The sequence below is a fragment of the Streptomyces sp. CC208A genome, from assembly GCF_030010625.1.
Lineage (GTDB): Bacteria > Actinomycetota > Actinomycetes > Streptomycetales > Streptomycetaceae > Streptomyces.
The window spans coordinates 26,149-43,843 of record NZ_JASCXN010000016.1; the positions used below are offsets into that span (position 1 = coordinate 26,149).

The following is a 17,695-nucleotide window of genomic DNA, read 5'->3' on the forward strand; positions in this document are numbered from 1 at the left end:
CACCGGTGAACGACCAGCAGAACCCGTACGACCCGTACTACCCGCAGCAGCCGCAGATCATCGGCTACGACGCGTACGGGCAGCCGGTGTACCAGCAGCAGGGCCAGGCCCCGCAGCAACCCGCGTACGACCCGTACGCCGGTCAGCAGCAGGCGTACGGCTACGACCCCTACGCCCAGCAGCAGCCCCCGACCCCTCAGCAGCCCTCGTACGACACCTACGCCGGGTGGCAGGGCCATGCCCAGCCCGCCGGCTACGACCCGTACGAGACCTACGGCGGCGGACAGCAGGGGCAGGCCGCGGCCGAGCCCGCGGCGCCCGTCGCCGCCGCCCCCGCCGGCGTCCCCGGCCAGCGGCCCGCCCCCGAGCCGCCCGCCGCCCCCAGGGCGCCCCGCCGGCCGGCCGCCGACAAAGGCGCGGACGAGGGCAAGGAGTACCGCACCGAGCAGTTCTCCTTCATCGAGGAGCCCGACGAGGACTCCGAGGACGTCATCGACTGGCTCAAGTTCACCGAGAGCCGCTCGGAGCGCCGCGAGGAGGCCCGCCGCCGCGGACGCAACCGGGTGATCGCCCTCGTCGCCGTCCTCGTCCTCGCCGCCGTCGGCGGCCTCGGCTACCTCTGGTCCGCCGGCCTGTTCCCCGGCACCGGCGACTCCGGAGAGCAGCAGAAGACCACCGCCACCGGCCCGCAGCGGCGCGACACGATCGTCCTCCACCTCCACGACACCCGGAGCGGCGGCACCTCCACCGCCCTTCTCGTGGACAACACCACCACCCAGCAGAGCACCACCGTCCTGCTGCCCAACGCGCTTGCCGTCGCCGACACCGACGGGGCCACCACCACCCTCGGCAAGTCCGTCGAGGACGACGGCTCCAGCGGCACCCGCGAAGCGCTCGACAACCTCCTCGGTGCCAAGATCGCCGGAACCTGGCGGCTGGACACCCCCTACCTGGAGAACCTCGTCGAGTACCTCGGCGGCATCGAGGTCGACACCGACACCACCGTCCCCGACCCCAAGGGCAAGAAGGGCGCCGACCCGCTCGTCACCAAGGGCGAGCAGCAGACCCTCTCCGGCCGCGCCGCCGTCGCCTACGCCACCCACCGGGGCCCCGGCGAGGCCGAGGCCAAGCAGCTCCAGCGCTTCGGCCAGGTCGTGGGCGGTGTGCTGCGCAAGATGCCCAGCGACGCCGCGAACGCCACGACCGCCATCGAGTACCTCCAGCAGATCGCCGACCCGTCCCTCCCCGAGAAGGACCTCGGCGCCTCCCTCGCCAAGCTCGCCGACCACGCCAAGACCGGCGCCTACAAGACGGCGCTGCTGCCCGTCGGCCAGGACGGGACGCTCGCCGAGGGCGCCGGCGACAGCGTCGTCAAGGACATCCTCGGCGGCAAGGTCACCGTCCTCGACTCCAGCGGGGTGCCGCGGGTCTCGATCAAGGACGGAACGGGCGAGGACGCCGTCGAGGCGGCCAGGGTCGTCCTGGTCAACGGCGGCTACGCCTTCGCCGGTGGCAGCAGGACCGACAGCCGGGCGTCGTCCGAGGTCGTGTACGGCGACGACGCCCAGAAGGCCACGGCCGTCGAGGTCGCCAAGACCCTCGGACTGCCCGCGGGCGCGGTCACCAAGGGCAAGCCCTCCGGCAGCGCCGCGGTCACCGTCGTCCTCGGCCGGGACTACGAGATCCCGGGCGCCCCGTAATCGTTTGCGGTGTCGTCGGCGGTCCGTGAGACCCTGGAGGAGTACTGACCGCCGACGAAAGCCTGCTTGTGACCGCCACCGATCGCTCCATCGAGCTCGTCAACGCCGCCGCCCAGGCGGCGGCCGACCGGCTCGCTCACGACATCATCGCGTACGACGTCAGCGATGTGCTGTCGATCACCGACGCCTTCCTGCTCGCCTCCGCGCCCAACGACCGCCAGGTCAAGTCGATCGTCGACGAGATCGAGGAGCGGCTCCAGAAGGAGCTCGGTGCCAAACCGGTCCGCCGCGAGGGCGACCGCGACGCCCGCTGGATCCTCCTCGACTACGTCGACATCGTCATCCACGTGCAGCACAGCGAGGAGCGGGTCTTCTACGCCCTGGAGCGGCTGTGGAAGGACTGCCCCGAGCTGCCGCTGCCCGAGGACGCCGTCAAGACCCGCGGCAAGGCGGCCGAGCACGCCGCGCTGACCGGTGCCGACAGAGCGGACGGTGAGCTGAGCTGAGCGCCGCCAAGGGCGGCGCCGGCCGCCGTATCGTCCTGTGGCGCCACGGCCAGACCTCCTGGAACCTGGAGCGCCGCTTCCAGGGCTCGACCGACATCGAGCTCACCGAGGCCGGCGTCCACCAGGCCCGCCGTGCCGCCCGGCTGCTCGCCGCCCTCCGCCCCGACGCGATCGTCGCCTCCGACCTGAAGCGGACGGCGGCCACGGCCGCCGAGCTGGCCGTGCTCACCGGCCTCGCCGTCGCCCATGACGCCGCGCTGCGCGAGACGTACGCGGGGGAGTGGCAGGGGCTGACGCACGACGAGATCGTCGCGCGGTACGGCGAGCAGTACGCCGCCTGGAAGCGCGGCGAGCCGGTGCGCCGGGGCGGTGGCGAGCTGGAGACCGAGGTGGCCGACCGGGCCGCTCCGGTGATCCTGGAGCACGCCGACAAGCTGCCGCAGGACGGCACCCTGGTGGTGGTCAGCCACGGCGGCACCATCCGTACCGCCATCGGCAGGCTCCTCGGCCTGGAGCCGCACCACTGGGAGGGCCTGGGCGGCCTCTCCAACTGCTCCTGGTCCGTCCTCGGCGAGGGCGCGCGCGGCTGGCGCCTCCTGGAGCACAACGCCGGCTCGCTGCCCGAGCCGGTCCTCGGCGACGACACCTGACGCTTTGGGCCGGGCCCCAGGGGCCCGGATTTCCCTTTCCGGCAGGTCACCGGCTAAAGTTCTTCTTGTTCGCAGCGCTGAGCGCGGAGAACGCGAGGGGCTATAGCTCAGTTGGTAGAGCGCTTGCATGGCATGCAAGAGGTCAGGAGTTCAATTCTCCTTAGCTCCACAATCACCGGATCCCGTCTCCCGTCAAGGGGGGGCGGGATCTGTCGTTTTGTCACTTCTGGGCCGCCGCCCGGCCATGGCAGAATCGGACGGCCGGAGGGGGACCAGGATCCGGACGGGAGGGTGGCCTTGGGTGCGCACAGGCGGAAGTGCGACTGGTGCGGCAGCGGCACGCCCATCGTGCGGGACATGGACCCCGTCAACCCCGACTACCAGTACTGGTGCGAGGAGTGCGCGCGGGCGCTGATCATAAAGGGCGACCCGATCGAGACCTACCGCGAACTCGAGGGGGAGCCGATCTACGGCCGGCTCCTCGACGAGCACTGCACCCTCAAGCGGTTCTACTCCTTCGCCACGGCCTGAGGCTCCCGGACCACGACGGTCCGCCGAGGAGCCTCCGCGGCCTCCGGCCCCCGAGGGCTCTCCGGTCGTCGGCTCCGCCACACCGCCAGCGCGTACCCGGCGAAGACGGCCGTCGCCGTGAGCGGGTAGACCGCCGACAGCAGCATCTGCCCCGCGTTCTGGTCGAGTTCGGGACGGCCCGGGTCGTGCGGCACCCACCACAGCGCGAACGAGGCGAAGGCCAGCGCCACCGCGCCCGTCACCTGCCACGCGCGTGTGGTCCGCTCGTACAGCAGGATCAGCAGCGGCACGCACCAGACCCAGTGGTGGGACCAGGAGATCGGCGAGACCATCAGCGCCGTGAAGGCGGTGACGACCACGGCCACCGCCCTGTCGCCGCGCACCGCGGCCCGCACCGCGAGCGCCATCGCCGCGCCGCCCAGGAGCACCGCCGCCGCCAGCCACCACAGGCCGGGCGCGTCCGTGTGCATCAGTCGGGCGAGGACCCCACTGAGGGACTGGTTGGCGGTCTCCTCGGCGTGTCCGACCCGGCCCGTCTCGAACAGCGTCCGCGTCCAGAAGGTCTTCGAGTCCGCGGGCAGCGCCACCACCATGGCCAGCGTCGTGACGAGGAAGACCCCGGTCGCGGTCAGCGCGGTGCGCAGCCATTGGTTCGTCCCCCGGTCGCGGCGCCACAGCAGCAGCCCCGCGGCGAGGAGCAGCACCACGAAGAGCCCCGGTGTGAGTTTCACCGCGGTCGCCAGACCTATGCCGAGGCCGGCCCAGCGGCTGCCCTCGCGGCGGGTGAGGTCCCACAGCACCGCCACCGCGACCAGCAGGTTGATCTGCCCGTACCGGAGGGTCGTCCACACCGGCTCGCACCAGACCACGACCGCCGCGACCCACAGCGTCGTACGCCACAGGTCGGCCCGTCGGCCGGGCGCGGCGAGCGCCGGGCGGACCAGCTGGAGCGAGAGCCGCACCAGGGCCGCCACCAGCAGCAGGTTCCCGGCCGTGGAGAGCGTCCGCATCAGTGGGACGTCCACCAGGGTCAGCGGCAGGAACAGCACGGCGGCGAACGGCGGATAGGTCATCGCCAGGTTCGCCGAGGTGGCGCGCATCGCGTACAGGTCGCCGCCGGCCCGCAGCGTCTCGGCCTCGGCCCGGTAGACCATCACGTCGAGCATGTTCACGTGGGCGACGCGCTGCGCCACCCAGAAGGCCGCGAACGAGATCAGACAGGCCGCCGCGGCGGCGACCAGGGGCCACGGCCGGGCGCGGGACGGGGAAGACGCGAAGGGGGACACAGACGGCGACCCTACCCGGCGCCTCCGACAGCCCCGGAGAAACGGATTTGGAGATCTGCCCGGCGGCCGGTTACTGTTCTGTCCGTCGCCGCGAGGAAGACCCGAGAGGGAGCCGGGCGGACGATCACGAGGGGCTATAGCTCAGTTGGTAGAGCGCTTGCATGGCATGCAAGAGGTCAGGAGTTCAATTCTCCTTAGCTCCACAGAAGGCAGACGGGCCATCCGTAGCGGGTGGCTCGCCGCACTTCTGCGGTAAGCTGAACGCCGCACGAGGGGCTATAGCTCAGTTGGTAGAGCGCTTGCATGGCATGCAAGAGGTCAGGAGTTCAATTCTCCTTAGCTCCACAGAAGAGAAGCGGGTCGTCCGGATCGGATGACCCGCTTCTTCGTGTCCGGGTCTTCGTCTCCGGGAGGGCCGCCCGGGAGAGCCGCCCGGAGGGCCGCGCCGCCCGTGGAACGTCGATGCGGCCCGTGTGGGCCCTGCGGTACCCTGGCGCCATGCGTGCCGTACGCCTCCTGCTTATCGAGCCGCGCTGATCAGTCCCGACGGGCGGAAGACATCCCGTCGGAGTCGGCGCGGCGTCCCCTCCTGTGCGAGGGGATTTTTCATTTCGTGGCAGTTCGTGGCAGTGGGCAGAGACGATCGATGGAGCTTCTAGGACCATGACCGAGATCAACACGGCCGCCGAGACGGCGGCCCCGCATCGCTACACGGCGGCCATGGCCGCCGACATCGAGGCACGCTGGCAGGACGCCTGGGACGCCGAGGGCACCTATGAGGCGCCGAACCCCTCCGGCGACCTGGCGGGCGACCCCGAGGTCGCCGCCCGCCCCAAGAAGTTCGTCATGGACATGTTCCCGTACCCCTCCGGTGCGGGCCTCCACGTCGGCCACCCGCTCGGCTACATCGCGACGGACGTCTTCGCCCGCCACGCGCGCATGTCCGGGTACAACGTGCTGCACACTCTCGGCTTCGACGCCTTCGGCCTGCCCGCCGAGCAGTACGCGGTACAGACCGGCACGCACCCGCGCGTGTCCACCGAGGCCAACATGGAGAACATGAAGGCCCAGCTGCGCCGGCTGGGCCTGGGCCACGACAAGCGCCGGTCCTTCGCCACGATCGACCCGGACTACTACAAGTGGACCCAGTGGATCTTCCTGCAGATCTACAACTCCTGGTACGACACCGAGGCCGCGAAGGCCCGTCCGATCGCCGAGCTGGTCGAGCAGTTCGAGAACGGCACCCGTGAGATCCCCGGCCACGCGCGCGCGTGGGCCGAGCTGTCCACCACCGAGCGCGACGCCGTCCTGGGCGAGTACCGCCTGGCGTACGCCTCCGACGCGCCGGTCAACTGGTGCCCCGGCCTGGGCACCGTCCTCGCCAACGAGGAGGTCACCGCCGACGGCCGTTCCGAGCGCGGCAACTTCCCTGTCTTCAAGGCCAAGCTGCGCCAGTGGAACATGCGCATCACCGCCTACGCGGACCGCCTGCTCGACGACCTGGACGGCCTGGACTGGCCCGAGGCCATCAAGCTCCAGCAGCGCAACTGGATCGGCCGCTCCGAGGGCGCCCGCGTCGACTTCCAGGTCGGCGACACCGGCGCCATCACGGTCTTCACCACCCGCCAGGACACCCTGTTCGGCGCGACCTACATGGTCCTGGCGCCGGAGCACGAGCTGGTCGAGAAGATCGTCCCGGCCGCCTGGCCCGAGGGCACCCACGCGGTGTGGACCGGCGGGCACGCCACCCCCGGCGAGGCCGTCGACGCCTACCGCAAGCAGGCCGCCTCCAAGTCCGACGTCGAGCGGCAGGCCGACGCCAAGGAGAAGACCGGTGTCTTCACCGGCGCGTACGCGACCAACCCGGTCAGCGGTGCGCAGGTGCCCGTCTTCATCGCCGACTACGTCCTCATGGGATACGGCACCGGCGCCATCATGGCCGTCCCCGCCCACGACTCCCGCGACTTCGCCTTCGCGCGCGCCTTCGAGCTGCCGATGCGCTGCGTCGTCGAGCCGAGCGACGACCGCGGCACCGACCCGTCGACCTGGGACGACGCCTTCTCCTCGTACGAGGCGAAGCTGATCGACTCCGCCAACGACGAGATCTCCCTGAACGGCCTGGGCGTCGTCGACGCCAAGGCGAAGATCACCGCCTGGCTGGCCGACCGGGGCATCGGTGAGGGCACTGTCAACTTCCGCCTGCGCGACTGGCTGTTCAGCCGCCAGCGGTACTGGGGCGAGCCCTTCCCGATCGTCTACGACGAGGACGGCGTCGCCCACCCGCTGCCCGAGTCGATGCTCCCGCTGGAGCTGCCCGAGGTCGAGGACTACTCCCCGCGGACCTTCGACCCGGACGACGCCGACACCCAGCCCGAGACCCCGCTCTCCCGCAACGAGGAGTGGGTCAACGTCACCCTCGACCTGGGCGACGGGCCGAAGAAGTACCGCCGCGAGACCAACACCATGCCCAACTGGGCCGGTTCCTGCTGGTACGAGCTGCGCTACCTGGACCCGCGCAACGACGAGAAGCTCGTCGACCCGGCCGTCGAGCAGTACTGGATGGGTCCGCGTGAGGGCATGCCCACCGGCGGTGTGGACCTGTACGTCGGCGGCGCCGAGCACGCCGTGCTCCACCTGCTGTACGCCCGCTTCTGGTCCAAGATCCTCTTCGACCTGGGTCACGTCTCCTCGGCCGAGCCCTTCCACAAGCTCTACAACCAGGGCATGATCCAGGCCTTCGTCTACCGCGACGCCCGCGGCATCGCGGTGCCGGCCGCCGAGGTCGAGGAGCGCGACGGCGCGTTCTGGTACGAGGGCGAGAAGGTCAGCCGCGTCCTCGGCAAGATGGGCAAGTCCCTGAAGAACGCCGTCACGCCGGACGAGATCTGCGCCGAGTTCGGCGCCGACACCCTGCGCCTGTACGAGATGGCGATGGGCCCGCTGGACGTCTCCCGCCCGTGGGACACCCGCGCCGTCGTCGGCCAGTACCGGCTGCTCCAGCGGCTGTGGCGCAACATCGTCGACGAGTCGACCGGCGAGGTCACCGTCGTCGACACCACGCCCGACGAGGTCACGCTGCGCGCCCTGCACAAGGCGATCGACGGCGTCACCCAGGACATGGCCGGCATGCGCTTCAACACGGCCATCGCCAAGATCACCGAGCTGAACAACCATCTGACCAAGGCCGGCGGCGCGGTCTCCCGCCAGGTCGCCGAGCAGCTGGTGCTGCTGGTCGCCCCGCTCGCCCCGCACATCGCGGAGGAGCTGTGGCACCGGCTCGGCCACACCGACTCCGTCGTCCACCAGGACTTCCCGGTCGCCGACCCGGCGTACGTGGTGGACGAGACGGTCACCTGCGTCGTGCAGATCAAGGGCAAGGTCAAGGCCCGCCTGGAGGTCTCCCCGTCGATCTCCGACGCCGACCTGGAGGCGCTGGCCCTGGCCGACCCGCACGTCGTCACGGCCCTCGGCGGCGCCGAGATCCGCAAGGTGATCGTGCGCGCGCCGAAGCTGGTGAACATCGTGGCCTGAGCGCCGCCACGGGCCTAGGGGGTTTCCCCTACGGGCAGGTTGGGGGTTCCGTTGGAACCACCGGCCTGCCCGTTCCGTTTACCGTGGAAGAACCACAGACGTGGGACGCCGACGGAGCCTGAGGAGCGACGCACATGGAAGCCGCGATTGTCACGATCCTGGCGCTGCTCTTCCTCTCGTTCGTGGCGCTCGGGGTCTACGCCACCGTGAAGGTCGTCAAGGCCGCCAAGCGCGGCGTCGACCGCACCCTCGACCAGGCCCGCCGTACCGTCGAGGACACCACGCTGCGGGCCAAGAGCCTCGGACAGGTGGGCACCGCCGCGGAGCTGGCCAGACTGCGGCTCTCGCTGCGCAACTCGATGCGCGCCACGCAGGAGGCGCTCCGGGCGGGGGCCGTGGAGGACGCCTCGCTGCGGGAGTCGCTCGACCTCTTCGCCCGGCTCAGCGCCCACGGCCGCGAGCTGGACGAGGACCTCAAGCGCCTGGAGCGGGAGCCGGACAAGGCGTACGTGGCCGGGCAGCTGCCCGCGCTCACCGAGCGGACCGAGCGGATCACCGGCTCGGCCGACGCGCTGCGGCAGGCCGCCCACGACCGGGCCCGGCGGTTCGCCGAGGACGACCTGGAGACGCTGAGCGCCCAGATCGACGTCGAGACGGGCGCGCTGCGCCACTGGACGGCCTCGGACCGGGGTACGCCCTCCGGCCGGGGTGCGGCCGCGGCCGATCCGGCCGGGACCGGTCCGTCGCAGCCGGCCTGGTACGAGTCGGGCGCCGGGTCGGAGCCCCGGCTCGGCGAGGAGCCGCAGGCGATCACCGCGCCGGACCCCCGGACGACCGCGTACCCGTGGGAGAAGAAGGCCCGGCCGGAGTCCGCCGGCTGACCGCCCGCGGGGCCGCCGGACGGGGCGTGACCGGGGCCGGGCTGCCGAGCGGCGGCCGTGGCGGGTAACCTCCCGCTCATGTCCCGGCATGTCGCGATCGTCACCGATTCAACGGCCTACCTGCCACCCCAGACGATGGAGCGGCACGCCATCACCGCGGTCCCGCTGACCGTCGTCATCGGCGACCGCGCCCTCCTGGAGGGCACCGAGATCTCGGCCAGAGCGCTCACCGAGGCCCTGCAGAAGCACCGGTCCGTCACCACCTCCCGGCCCAGCCCCGAGGTCTTCGCCGCCGCCTACCGGGAGGCCGCCGAGGCGGGCGCGCGCGGGATCGTCTCCCTCCACCTCTCCGCCGAGGTCTCCGGCACCTACGACGCCGCCCTGCTCGCGGCGAAGGACGCCCCGGTCCCCGTACGGGTCGTGGACACCCGCATGATCGGCATGGCCCTCGGCTTCTGCGCCCTCGCGGCGGCGGAGGTCGTGGAGGCCGGCGGCTCGCTGGAGGAAGCGGTCGCGGCGGCCGAGAAGCGGGCCGGGGACACCTCCGCCTACTTCTACGTCGACACCTTGGAGCACCTGCGCCGAGGCGGGCGGATCGGGACCGCGCAGGCCCTGCTCGGCTCCGCGCTCGCGGTGAAACCGCTGCTCGAACTCGAAGGCGGCCGCATCGAACTGCGCGAGAAGGTGCGGACCGCGTCGAAGGCGATCGCCCGCCTCGAGGAGCTCGCCGTCGAGCGGGCCGGCTCCGGCCCCGTCGACATCGCCGTCCACCACCTCTCCGCGCCGGAACGGGCCGAGGCGCTGGCCGAACGCCTGCGGGAGCGGGTGCCCGGCATCGCGGAGCTGCACGTCAGCGAGGTCGGCGCGGTCATCGGCGCGCACACCGGGCCGGGGCTGCTCGCGGTGGTCGTCTCTCCGCGCTGAGGCGGGGCCGAGACAGGGTCTTTCACCCTTGTGGGTGAGGGAGTTGTCCACCGGCGGGTCGCTCTCCACAGAAGTCGGCGGGCGACCGCACGGGCCCGCGGCGGACCCTACCGTCGCAGGCATGGATCTTCGGACGACTGTTTCTTCCGTTCCTTCCGCGCCTTCTGCTTCTTCTGCCTCTTCCTCGACGCGTTCTGCCTCGACGAGGCCCGGTGCCACGAGGTCCCGGCGGGGTGCGCCGCCGGGACGGGCCCGCCGGCGGGCCCGTGTGAGGCGCGTTCTCTCGCCACCGGGTGTCGCCGGGGGCGAGGCGGGGGTGGTACGGGAACGGGGGGACGCTCTGTTTCCGCCACCGGCCCCGGAGCCGGTGGCGGTCGACGAATCGGTGGCCGTTGCCGAACCGGTGGTCCTCGCTACGGGGGAGCGGCGGTGGCGGGCGGCGGTGCGGGAGCGGCTGCCACTGTGGGTGCAGACGCGGTGCGGGCTGGAGCCGAGGTCGCTGGCGGCGCTCGCCGTGGTGCTGGTGGTGGCGGCCTGTGCGGCCGGCGGTTTCTTCTGGGCGGGGCGGCCGGAGCCGGTGGGCGCGCCGGAGCTCGTCCGGGCCGAGCCGGTGGCGGCCTCGCCTCCTGCGGCACGGCCGGGTGAGGGTCTTGGCGGTGGTGCTCCGAGCGGTGGTGGTCCGGCGAAGGTCGTCGTGGACGTGGGCGGGAAGGTCCACAGGCCGGGGGTGCTGACCCTGCCGGCCGGGTCACGGGTCGTGGACGCGCTGCGGGCCGCCGGGGGAGTGCGGCCCGGCGCGGATCTGACGGGGATCAACCGGGCCCGGGTCCTCCTCGACGGTGAGCAGGTGCTTGTCGGGGTGCCCGCGCCGCCCGCCGGCGGCGGACCGGGGCCCGTGGTGGGGTCGGGCGGGGGCGGTGCGCCGCTGAGCCTCAACACGGCGACGGTCGAGCAGTTCGACGGGCTGCCGGGGGTGGGTCCGGTGCTCGCCCGGCGGATCGTCGACCACCGCACGGCGCACGGCGGGTTCCGCTCGGTCGAGGAGCTGCGCGAGGTCGACGGGATCGGCGAGCGGCGCTTCGCCGACCTCCAGCCGTTGGTGCGGCCGTGACCAGCCGGGACGAGACGGCCGATCTGCGGCTCGTGCCGCCTGCCCTGGCCGCCTGGGCGGCGGCCGCCGTGGCGCTGGGGGTCGCCGGGTGGTGGACGGTCGCCGGGGTGGGCTTCTGTCTGGCCGGAGCGGTGGTGCTGCTGACACCGGCGGTGGCGCGGCGGCTCACCGGGGGCCGGGATCCGGCGGGAGCGGGAGAGGGCGCCCGAGGCAGGGCCGGTGCGGGTGGGGGAGGCGTGAAGGTGCCGGGGTGGCGGCTGCGGGCCACCGCCTGGGCCGGGGTGCTGCTGTGCGCCGCTGCGGGGGCCGCTTCGGCGGGGCTGCACGCGGCGGACCTGCGGCGGGGGCCGGTGCCCGTTCTGGCCCAGGAGTACGGCAGGGCCCGGGCGGAGGTGACGGTGACCGCGGATCCCCGGCTCACCCGGCCGCGGGTGAGCGGGCGGTCGATGGTGCCGGTGTCGGTGGTCGTGGAGGCCGAGGTGAGCCTGGTGGAGCGGGCGGACGGCACGGCCCACCGGACCCGCGCCCCGGTGCTGCTGATCGTGCCGCCGGGGGAGGGGCGGGACGCGTGGCTGCGGCTGCTGCCGTCCACACGGTTGCGGGTCACCGCCCGCTTCGCCCCGCCCATGGCGCCGGGGGATCCGTTCGCGGCCGTGCTGAGGGCCGGGGCGGGGCCGCCGCGGGTGGTGGGGGCGCCGAGCGCGCTCCAGCGGGCCGCAGGCGAGCTGCGGGCGGGGCTGCGGGAGGCGAGCGACGGGCTCGCCCCGGACGCGCGGGCGCTGCTTCCCGGGCTTGTCGTGGGGGACACGTCCCGGATCGGCACCGACCTGCGGGAGGCCTTCGAGGCCACCGACCTCACCCACCTACTGGCTGTCTCAGGAAGCAACCTCTCGATCGTGCTGCTCCTGCTCGTCGGGCGTCCGGGGCGGGCGCGGCAGGTGGAGCGGGGCGGGCTCGCTCCCCGGATCGGGCTCTCGCTGCGCGGGACCGCGCTGGCGGGCGCGGGGCTCACGCTGGCCTTCGTGGTCGTGTGCCGGCCCGATCCGAGCGTGCTGCGGGCGGCGGCCTGCGGGCTTGTCGTGCTGCTGGCCGTCGCGACCGGCCGCAGGAGGTCGCTGCTCCCGGCGCTGGCCGCGGCGGTGTTGGTCCTGGTGCTGTACGACCCCTGGCTGGCGCGGAGTTACGGGTTCCTGCTGTCGGTCCTGGCCACCGGGGCGCTGCTGGTGGTGGCGCCGGGGTGGAGCGAGGCGCTGCGGCGGCGCGGGGTGCCGGGCCGGCTCGCGGAGGCGCTGGCCGCCGCGCTGGCGGCCCAGGCGGTGACCGCGCCGGTCGTGGTGGTCTTCGCGGGCCGGATGAGTCTGGTGGCGATTCCGGCGAACCTCTTCGCGGAGCTGGCGGTGGCGCCGGCGACGGTGTTCGGCTTCGCGGCGCTCGCCGTGGCACCGGTGTGGGCGGCGGGTGCGGCGGGGCTCGCGTGGGTGGCGGGCTGGCCGGCCGGCTGGATCGCCGGGGTGGCCCGGGCGGGTGCGGCGCTGCCGGGGGCGGAGCTGGCGTGGCCCGGCGGCTGGTGGGGAGGGGCGGCGCTGGCGCTCGTCACGGTCGTGGCGGTGGCCGGGGCGCGGCGGCTGCGGCACCGGACCTGGCCGGTGGTCGGCGTGGCCGTGCTGCTGGTGCTCGTGGTGGTGCGGCCGGTGCCGCTGGTGCGCTGGGTCACCGGCTGGCCGCCGCCCGGCTGGGTGTTCGCGATGTGCCAGGTGGGGCAAGGGGACGCGACGGTGCTCGCGGCGGGCGGGGAGGAAGGGGTGGTGGTGGACGCCGGTCCTGACCCGGCGGCGGTGGACCGCTGTCTGCGCGAACTGGGCGTGACACGGGTGCCGTTGCTGGTGCTGACCCACTTTCACGCCGACCATGTGGCCGGTCTGCCGGGGGTGTTGAGAGGGCGGGCCGTTGGGGCGATCCAGACCACGGGGCTCGAAGAACCTTCCGGGCAGGCGGAGTTCGTCCGACGGGTGGCGGGGGAGGCGGGGGTGCCGGTGGTCCGGGCGGAGTCGGGGGAGCGGCGGCGGGCCGGGGCGCTGGAGTGGCGGGTGCTGTGGCCGCCGGGCGGTCCGGGGCCGCCGGTCGGCGGGGCGAACGACGCCAGCGTCACGCTGCTTGTCCGCGGGCCGGGCGGGGTGAGCGTCCTGCTGCTCGGCGATCTGGAGCCTCCGGCGCAGCGGGCCCTGCTGCGGGCGCATCCGGAGCTGGGACCGGTGGACGTGCTGAAGGTGGCGCACCACGGCTCCCCGCACCAGGACCCCGGCCTGACCGCCGCGGTACGGCCCCGGCTGGCGCTGGTGTCCACGGGGCGCAACACCTACGGCCACCCTTCGCCCCGGACGCTGGCGGCGCTGCGGGCGGGCGGCGCCAGGGTGCTGCGGACCGACCGGGACGGGGCGATCGCGGTGGCGGGCGCGGGGAGGGAGCTGGTGGCCGTGGCGAGAGGGCGGTGACCCGGAGGTTCGGGTCTGGCGGAGGCCCAGGGCCGGGCGGGCTGGGCGAGGAGGTGCTTGTAAAGAAACGCTTATAAAGAAATGCTTGTAAAGGAGTCTTTCTATGGATGGCTTTAGATCATGCCGGAGAACAGTGCACCCCCGCCCGAGGGCGAGCAGTCCCACAGCGTCAGGCTGACCGATCCCCGGGCCCTGCGGGCCTACGCCCATCCCCTGCGGATGACCCTGGTCGGGCTGCTGCGCCGGCACGGGCCCTTCACCGCCACCCGGGCCGCCGAGCTGACCGGAGAGTCGGTGGCCAGCTGCTCGTACCACCTGCGGATACTCGCCAAGTACGGGCTTGTGGAGGAGGCGCCGGGCGGGCGCGGCAGGGAGAAGCCCTGGCGGGCCACCGCCCGGTACACCGAGTGGCCCGGCTACAGCGACGACGCCTCGGTCGCCCAGGCGGCCGACGAACTCAACGTGGCCGTCGCCGAACGGTACTTCGGGCGGTTCGCCCACGCCCTGGAGAACCGGGCGGGCGTGTCGAAGGAGTGGCGGGAGGCCGAGCTCTTCGGGGACGCCCTCGTCTACATCACACCCGAGGAGCTCACCGCCCTCGGGCAGCGGATCGACGAACTGCTCCGGGCCTATGCGGACCGGGAGGACGACCCCGCGCTCCGGCCGCCCGGCGCGCAGCCCGTCAGCTTCCTGAAGATCGCCTACCTGGACCCGGACACCGACGACGACAAGGAGTGACAGGGTGGACCTCACCGCGCGGGTTCCGGCGCTGCTGCGCGAGCGGACGTTCCGCCGCTACTGGACGGGGCAGACGGTCTCGCTCGTCGGCGACCAGATCTCCCTCATGGCCCTGCCGCTCACCGCCGTGCTCGTGCTCGGCGCCGACGCGGCCCAGATGGGCTGGCTCAAGACCCTGGAGCTCCTCCCCGCCCTGCTGCTCAACCTGCCCTTCGGAGCCTGGGTCGACCGGCGGGCGAACCGCCGGCAGATCATGATCGCCACGGATCTGGGGCGGGCGGCACTGCTGATCACCCTGCCCGTCGCGTACGCCTTCGACCTGCTGAAGCTCGGCCAGCTCTACGCCGTCGCCCTCGCGGTGGGCGCCCTGTCGGTGCTCTTCGAGGCCTGCAACTCCACTCTCTTCGCGGCCCTCGTCCCCACCGAGCGCTACGTACAGGCCAACTCGCTGGTGAACGGAAGCCGTTCGACGGCATGGCTGGCCGGGCCCGGCATCGGCGGCGTACTGGTGCAGGTGCTCACCGCCCCCGTGGCGCTGCTCGCGGACGCCCTCACCTACCTGGTGTCGGCCGGCTACCTGGCGAAGGTACCGGCGGACGAGCCCGCCCCGGCGCCCGTGGCCAAGGGGCACTTCACGGAAGGGATGCGCTGGATGGTGCGGGAGCCGTCGATGCGGGCGCTCTTCGCCGCCTCCGGCACCGTGCAGTTCTTCAACTACATGTTCCACACCCTCTTCGTGCTCTACGTGACCAAGGACCTCGGCCTCAGTGCGGGCCTGCTCGGCCTGGTGCTCGGCACCGGAGCCGTCGGGGGCCTGCTCGGCGCGCTGTGCAGCGGAGCGGTCGTCCGTCGCCTCGGCATCGGCGGCTCCATCGTCGCGGGCTTCCTCGGCTTCACCCTGCCGCTGGTTCTCATACCCGCCGCGCACGGGCCGCTGCCGCTCGTGGTGGTCGTCCTGTTCGCCGCCGAGTTCCTGTCCTGCGTCGGTGTGATGATCGTCGACGTGGCCGCGGGGTCCTTCCAGCTGGCGCTCATACCCGACGCCCTGCGGGCCCGGGTCATGGGGGCGTACCGCACCCTCAACCACGGCTTCCGCCCCCTCGGCGCCCTCGCCGGCGGCGTGCTGGGCACGGTGATCGGCCTCCGGCCCACCCTGTGGGTCGCGACCGTGGGCGCCGTCTTCGCGGTCCTGTGGCTCCTGCCCTCGCCCCTCCCGCGCATGCGTGAACTGCCCACCCAGGAAAGGGAACCGACCGTCCCCGTGGGGTGAACGAGCCGCCGAGCGGCTAAGGCGCCTCCAGCCAGCCCTCGTACTCGGCGGCGAAGCCGTCAAGGGCCGCCGGGTCGAGCAGGCCCTCCGGGTCCTCGACCACCACCAGCCACTGCGCGTCCTCGGCGTCGTCCTCGCCGGCCAGCGCGTCCCGGACCAGCTGCGGCTCCTCGGCCACCCCGAAGCGGCCGGTCAGCTCCTCGGCCACCTCCTCGGCGGCGTCGCGGTCGGGGAGCACCAGTACGTGTCGTTCACTCACCCCGCCATTCTCGCCCGGGCCGGGAGGTGCTGTCGGTGGGGCGTGGGATGCTGGAGCGCGATGGCCACCAGAAAGACTTCCAGCGACGACCTCCTCGGCCCCGTCACGCTCGCCGTGGGCCAGGAGGACCTCCTCCTCGACCGAGCCGTCCGTGAGGTGGTGGCGGCCGCGCGGGCCGCCGACGCCGACACGGACGTACGGGACCTCACCTCCGACCAGCTCCAGCCCGGCGCCCTCGCCGAGCTCACCAGCCCCTCGCTCTTCGCCGAGCGCAAGGTGCTGATCGTGCGCAACGCGCAGGACCTCTCGGCGGAGAGCGTCAAGGACGTCAAGGGTTACCTCGCCGCGCCCGTGGAGGACATCACGCTCGTCCTCCTCCACGCCGGAGGGGCCAAGGGCAAGGCGCTCCTCGACGCGGCGCGGAAGGCGGGGGCGCGGGAGGTGGCCTGCCCCAAGACCACCAAGCCCGCGGAGCGGCTGACCTTCGTCAGGCAGGAGTTCCGGGCCCTCGGCCGGTCCGCCACGCCCGAGGCGTGCCAGGCCCTCGTCGACGCCATCGGCAGCGACCTGCGGGAGCTGGCCTCCGCGGTGACCCAGCTGACGGCGGACGTCGACGGGACGATCGACGAGGCGGTCGTCGGCCGGTACTACACCGGCCGCGCCGAGGCCTCCTCCTTCAACGTGGCCGACCGGGCCGTCGAGGGGCGGACGGCGGAGGCGCTGGAGGCGCTGCGCTGGTCGCTGTCCACCGGCGTCGCGCCCGTCCTCGTCACCAGCGCCCTCGCCCAGGGCGTACGGGCCATCGGCAAGCTGCTCACCGCGCGCGGCGGCCGCCCCGCCGACCTGGCGCGCGAACTCGGCATGCCACCGTGGAAGATCGACCGCGTCCGGCAGCAGATGCGGAGCTGGACCCCGGACGGGGTGGCCGTGGCGCTGCGGGCCGTCGCGGAGGCGGACGCGGGGGTGAAGGGCGGCGGGGACGATCCCGAGTACGCCCTGGAGAAGGCGGTCGTCGCGGTGGCGCGCGCGGCGCGGTCCCGGCGGAACGAGTACTGAGCCGTCCCGCGCCCGTCCGCCGTCTGCCTCGGCGTCCGCCCGCCGTCCGCCGCCTGCTTCGGTGCCGGTCACGAGTGCGGTTCGCGCGTGCGGTTCGCGCGTGCGGTTCGTGGGTCGGTGCGGTTTGTCGCCGGTTGCCGTCTTGAAGGCCCCGCCCCACCCCTTCCCGGGGCCACACACCCCAGGCCCTGAAGCCCCAGACCCCTGAAGCCCAAGGCGAGGGCGCGCAGAAGGCCCCGGGCGCTCCTGGGGAAGGAGCGGCCGGGGCCTTCTGGTCACTGCTCTGTGGTCCCGTACACGCGTGGCGAACGCGTCTCGCGTACGGGCCGGGGGGCCGGGCGGGAGCGGTAGAGAGGGTCCGCTGGGTCCCGTACGGCCGGGGTACAGCCTGAGATCAGGAGATCCGGACTCAGCCCTGGAGGGAGGCGACCTTGAGCGCCAGCGCCGACTTCTTGTTGGCGGCGGCGTTCTTGTGGATGACACCCTTCGAGACGGCCTTGTCGAGCTGACGCGAGGCGGCGCGAGCGGCCACGGTGGCCTTCTCGAGGTCGCCGGCGGCGACAGCCTCACGGGCCTTGCGGATCGCGGTCTTGAGCGACGACTTGACGGCCTTGTTGCGCAGGCGCGCCTTCTCGTTGGTCTTGTTCCGCTTGATCTGGGACTTGATGTTCGCCACTGAAAGAGCCTTTACAGGTTCGATGTTTCTTCAGGTCTGTGCCGCGCAGCTGAGAGGGCACACGAGACACAGCTGTCCACGGTA

At 73.0% G+C, this 17,695-nt stretch carries 15 protein-coding genes and 3 tRNA genes; 15 read left to right on the forward strand and 3 right to left on the reverse strand.

The window, feature by feature from the left end; translation table 11 throughout:
* The first annotated feature begins 5 nt into the window (after positions 1-5).
* The 5 genes from QK442_RS18655 to QK442_RS18675 all read left to right on the forward strand — a co-directional run bounded on the left by QK442_RS18655 (position 6) and on the right by QK442_RS18675 (position 3,387).
* The gene (locus QK442_RS18655; RefSeq protein WP_282695096.1) at positions 6-1,700 is read left to right on the forward strand and encodes an LCP family protein; all 1,695 of its coding nucleotides are present in this window, start codon (positions 6-8) and stop codon (positions 1,698-1,700) included.
* 68 nt (positions 1,701-1,768) lie between these two features.
* Positions 1,769-2,206: a ribosome silencing factor gene (gene rsfS / locus QK442_RS18660; protein ID WP_282695097.1), complete on the forward strand. Its 438-nt coding sequence runs from the start codon at positions 1,769-1,771 to the stop codon at positions 2,204-2,206.
* A complete protein-coding gene (locus QK442_RS18665; RefSeq protein ID WP_282695192.1) occupies positions 2,203-2,856 on the forward strand; it encodes a histidine phosphatase family protein in 654 nt (217 codons plus the stop codon). Before rsfS ends, QK442_RS18665 begins: the two co-directional genes overlap by 4 nt.
* A gap of 96 nt (positions 2,857-2,952) precedes the next feature.
* Positions 2,953-3,025 (forward strand) — tRNA-Ala (locus tag QK442_RS18670).
* Positions 3,026-3,153: 128 nt separating this feature from the next.
* Positions 3,154-3,387, forward strand: coding sequence for a hypothetical protein (locus QK442_RS18675; protein WP_030494108.1), 234 nt, complete (start codon positions 3,154-3,156; stop codon positions 3,385-3,387).
* On the opposite strand, the gene QK442_RS18680 is transcribed toward QK442_RS18675, so the two are convergent.
* Complete coding sequence (locus QK442_RS18680) at positions 3,366-4,673, reverse strand: glycosyltransferase 87 family protein (protein WP_282695098.1); 1,308 nt, start codon at positions 4,671-4,673, stop codon at positions 3,366-3,368. The genes QK442_RS18675 and QK442_RS18680 overlap by 22 nt on opposite strands.
* A gap of 130 nt (positions 4,674-4,803) precedes the next feature.
* Here QK442_RS18680 and QK442_RS18685 point away from each other — a divergent pair.
* The 9 genes from QK442_RS18685 (at position 4,804) to QK442_RS18725 (ending at position 15,620) form a co-directional block, all read left to right on the forward strand.
* Positions 4,804-4,876, forward strand: a tRNA-Ala gene (locus QK442_RS18685).
* Between the two features lie 69 nt (positions 4,877-4,945).
* A tRNA-Ala gene (locus QK442_RS18690) sits at positions 4,946-5,018 on the forward strand.
* 318 nt (positions 5,019-5,336) lie between these two features.
* A complete protein-coding gene (gene leuS / locus QK442_RS18695) occupies positions 5,337-8,204 on the forward strand; it encodes a leucine--tRNA ligase (RefSeq protein ID WP_282695099.1) in 2,868 nt (955 codons plus the stop codon).
* Between the two features lie 134 nt (positions 8,205-8,338).
* The gene (locus QK442_RS18700; protein ID WP_282695100.1) at positions 8,339-9,085 is read left to right on the forward strand and encodes a hypothetical protein; all 747 of its coding nucleotides are present in this window, start codon (positions 8,339-8,341) and stop codon (positions 9,083-9,085) included.
* 78 nt (positions 9,086-9,163) lie between these two features.
* Entirely contained in the window at positions 9,164-10,009 is an 846-nt protein-coding gene (locus QK442_RS18705) for a DegV family protein (RefSeq protein WP_282695101.1), read from the forward strand.
* A gap of 121 nt (positions 10,010-10,130) precedes the next feature.
* The gene (locus tag QK442_RS18710; protein ID WP_282695102.1) at positions 10,131-11,120 is read left to right on the forward strand and encodes a ComEA family DNA-binding protein; all 990 of its coding nucleotides are present in this window, start codon (positions 10,131-10,133) and stop codon (positions 11,118-11,120) included.
* Entirely contained in the window at positions 11,117-13,612 is a 2,496-nt protein-coding gene (locus QK442_RS18715) for a ComEC/Rec2 family competence protein (RefSeq protein ID WP_282695103.1), read from the forward strand. Before QK442_RS18710 ends, QK442_RS18715 begins: the two co-directional genes overlap by 4 nt.
* 120 nt (positions 13,613-13,732) lie before the next feature.
* Positions 13,733-14,350 carry a helix-turn-helix domain-containing protein gene (locus QK442_RS18720; RefSeq protein ID WP_282695104.1) on the forward strand — a complete coding sequence of 206 codons (618 nt, stop codon included), beginning with the start codon at positions 13,733-13,735 and terminating at the stop codon, positions 14,348-14,350.
* A 4-nt stretch (positions 14,351-14,354) separates the two neighbouring features.
* The gene (locus QK442_RS18725; RefSeq protein WP_282695105.1) at positions 14,355-15,620 is read left to right on the forward strand and encodes an MFS transporter; all 1,266 of its coding nucleotides are present in this window, start codon (positions 14,355-14,357) and stop codon (positions 15,618-15,620) included.
* Between the two features lie 16 nt (positions 15,621-15,636).
* Here QK442_RS18725 and QK442_RS18730 read toward each other — a convergent pair whose 3' ends face one another.
* A complete protein-coding gene (locus QK442_RS18730; RefSeq protein ID WP_282695106.1) occupies positions 15,637-15,879 on the reverse strand; it encodes a hypothetical protein in 243 nt (80 codons plus the stop codon).
* A 60-nt stretch (positions 15,880-15,939) separates the two neighbouring features.
* Here QK442_RS18730 and holA point away from each other — a divergent pair, with 60 nt between their 5' ends.
* On the forward strand, positions 15,940-16,935 hold the full coding sequence (holA, locus tag QK442_RS18735; protein ID WP_282695107.1) for a DNA polymerase III subunit delta: 996 nt from the start codon (positions 15,940-15,942) through the stop codon (positions 16,933-16,935).
* A 409-nt stretch (positions 16,936-17,344) separates the two neighbouring features.
* Here the strand turns inward: holA and rpsT are convergent, their stop codons facing one another.
* A complete protein-coding gene (gene rpsT / locus QK442_RS18740; protein WP_123452213.1) occupies positions 17,345-17,611 on the reverse strand; it encodes a 30S ribosomal protein S20 in 267 nt (88 codons plus the stop codon).
* Positions 17,612-17,695: the final 84 nt, after the last annotated feature.

Coding starts and splice junctions, on each gene's coding strand:
- leuS (WP_282695099.1), top strand. CDS start 5,337: ATGACCGAGATCAACACGGCCGCCGAGACGGCGGCCCCGCATCGCTAC.
- QK442_RS18700 (WP_282695100.1), top strand. CDS start 8,339: ATGGAAGCCGCGATTGTCACGATCCTGGCGCTGCTCTTCCTCTCGTTC.
- QK442_RS18705 (WP_282695101.1), top strand. CDS start 9,164: ATGTCCCGGCATGTCGCGATCGTCACCGATTCAACGGCCTACCTGCCA.
- QK442_RS18710 (WP_282695102.1), top strand. CDS start 10,131: ATGGATCTTCGGACGACTGTTTCTTCCGTTCCTTCCGCGCCTTCTGCT.
- QK442_RS18720 (WP_282695104.1), top strand. CDS start 13,733: ATGCCGGAGAACAGTGCACCCCCGCCCGAGGGCGAGCAGTCCCACAGC.
- holA (WP_282695107.1), top strand. CDS start 15,940: ATGGCCACCAGAAAGACTTCCAGCGACGACCTCCTCGGCCCCGTCACG.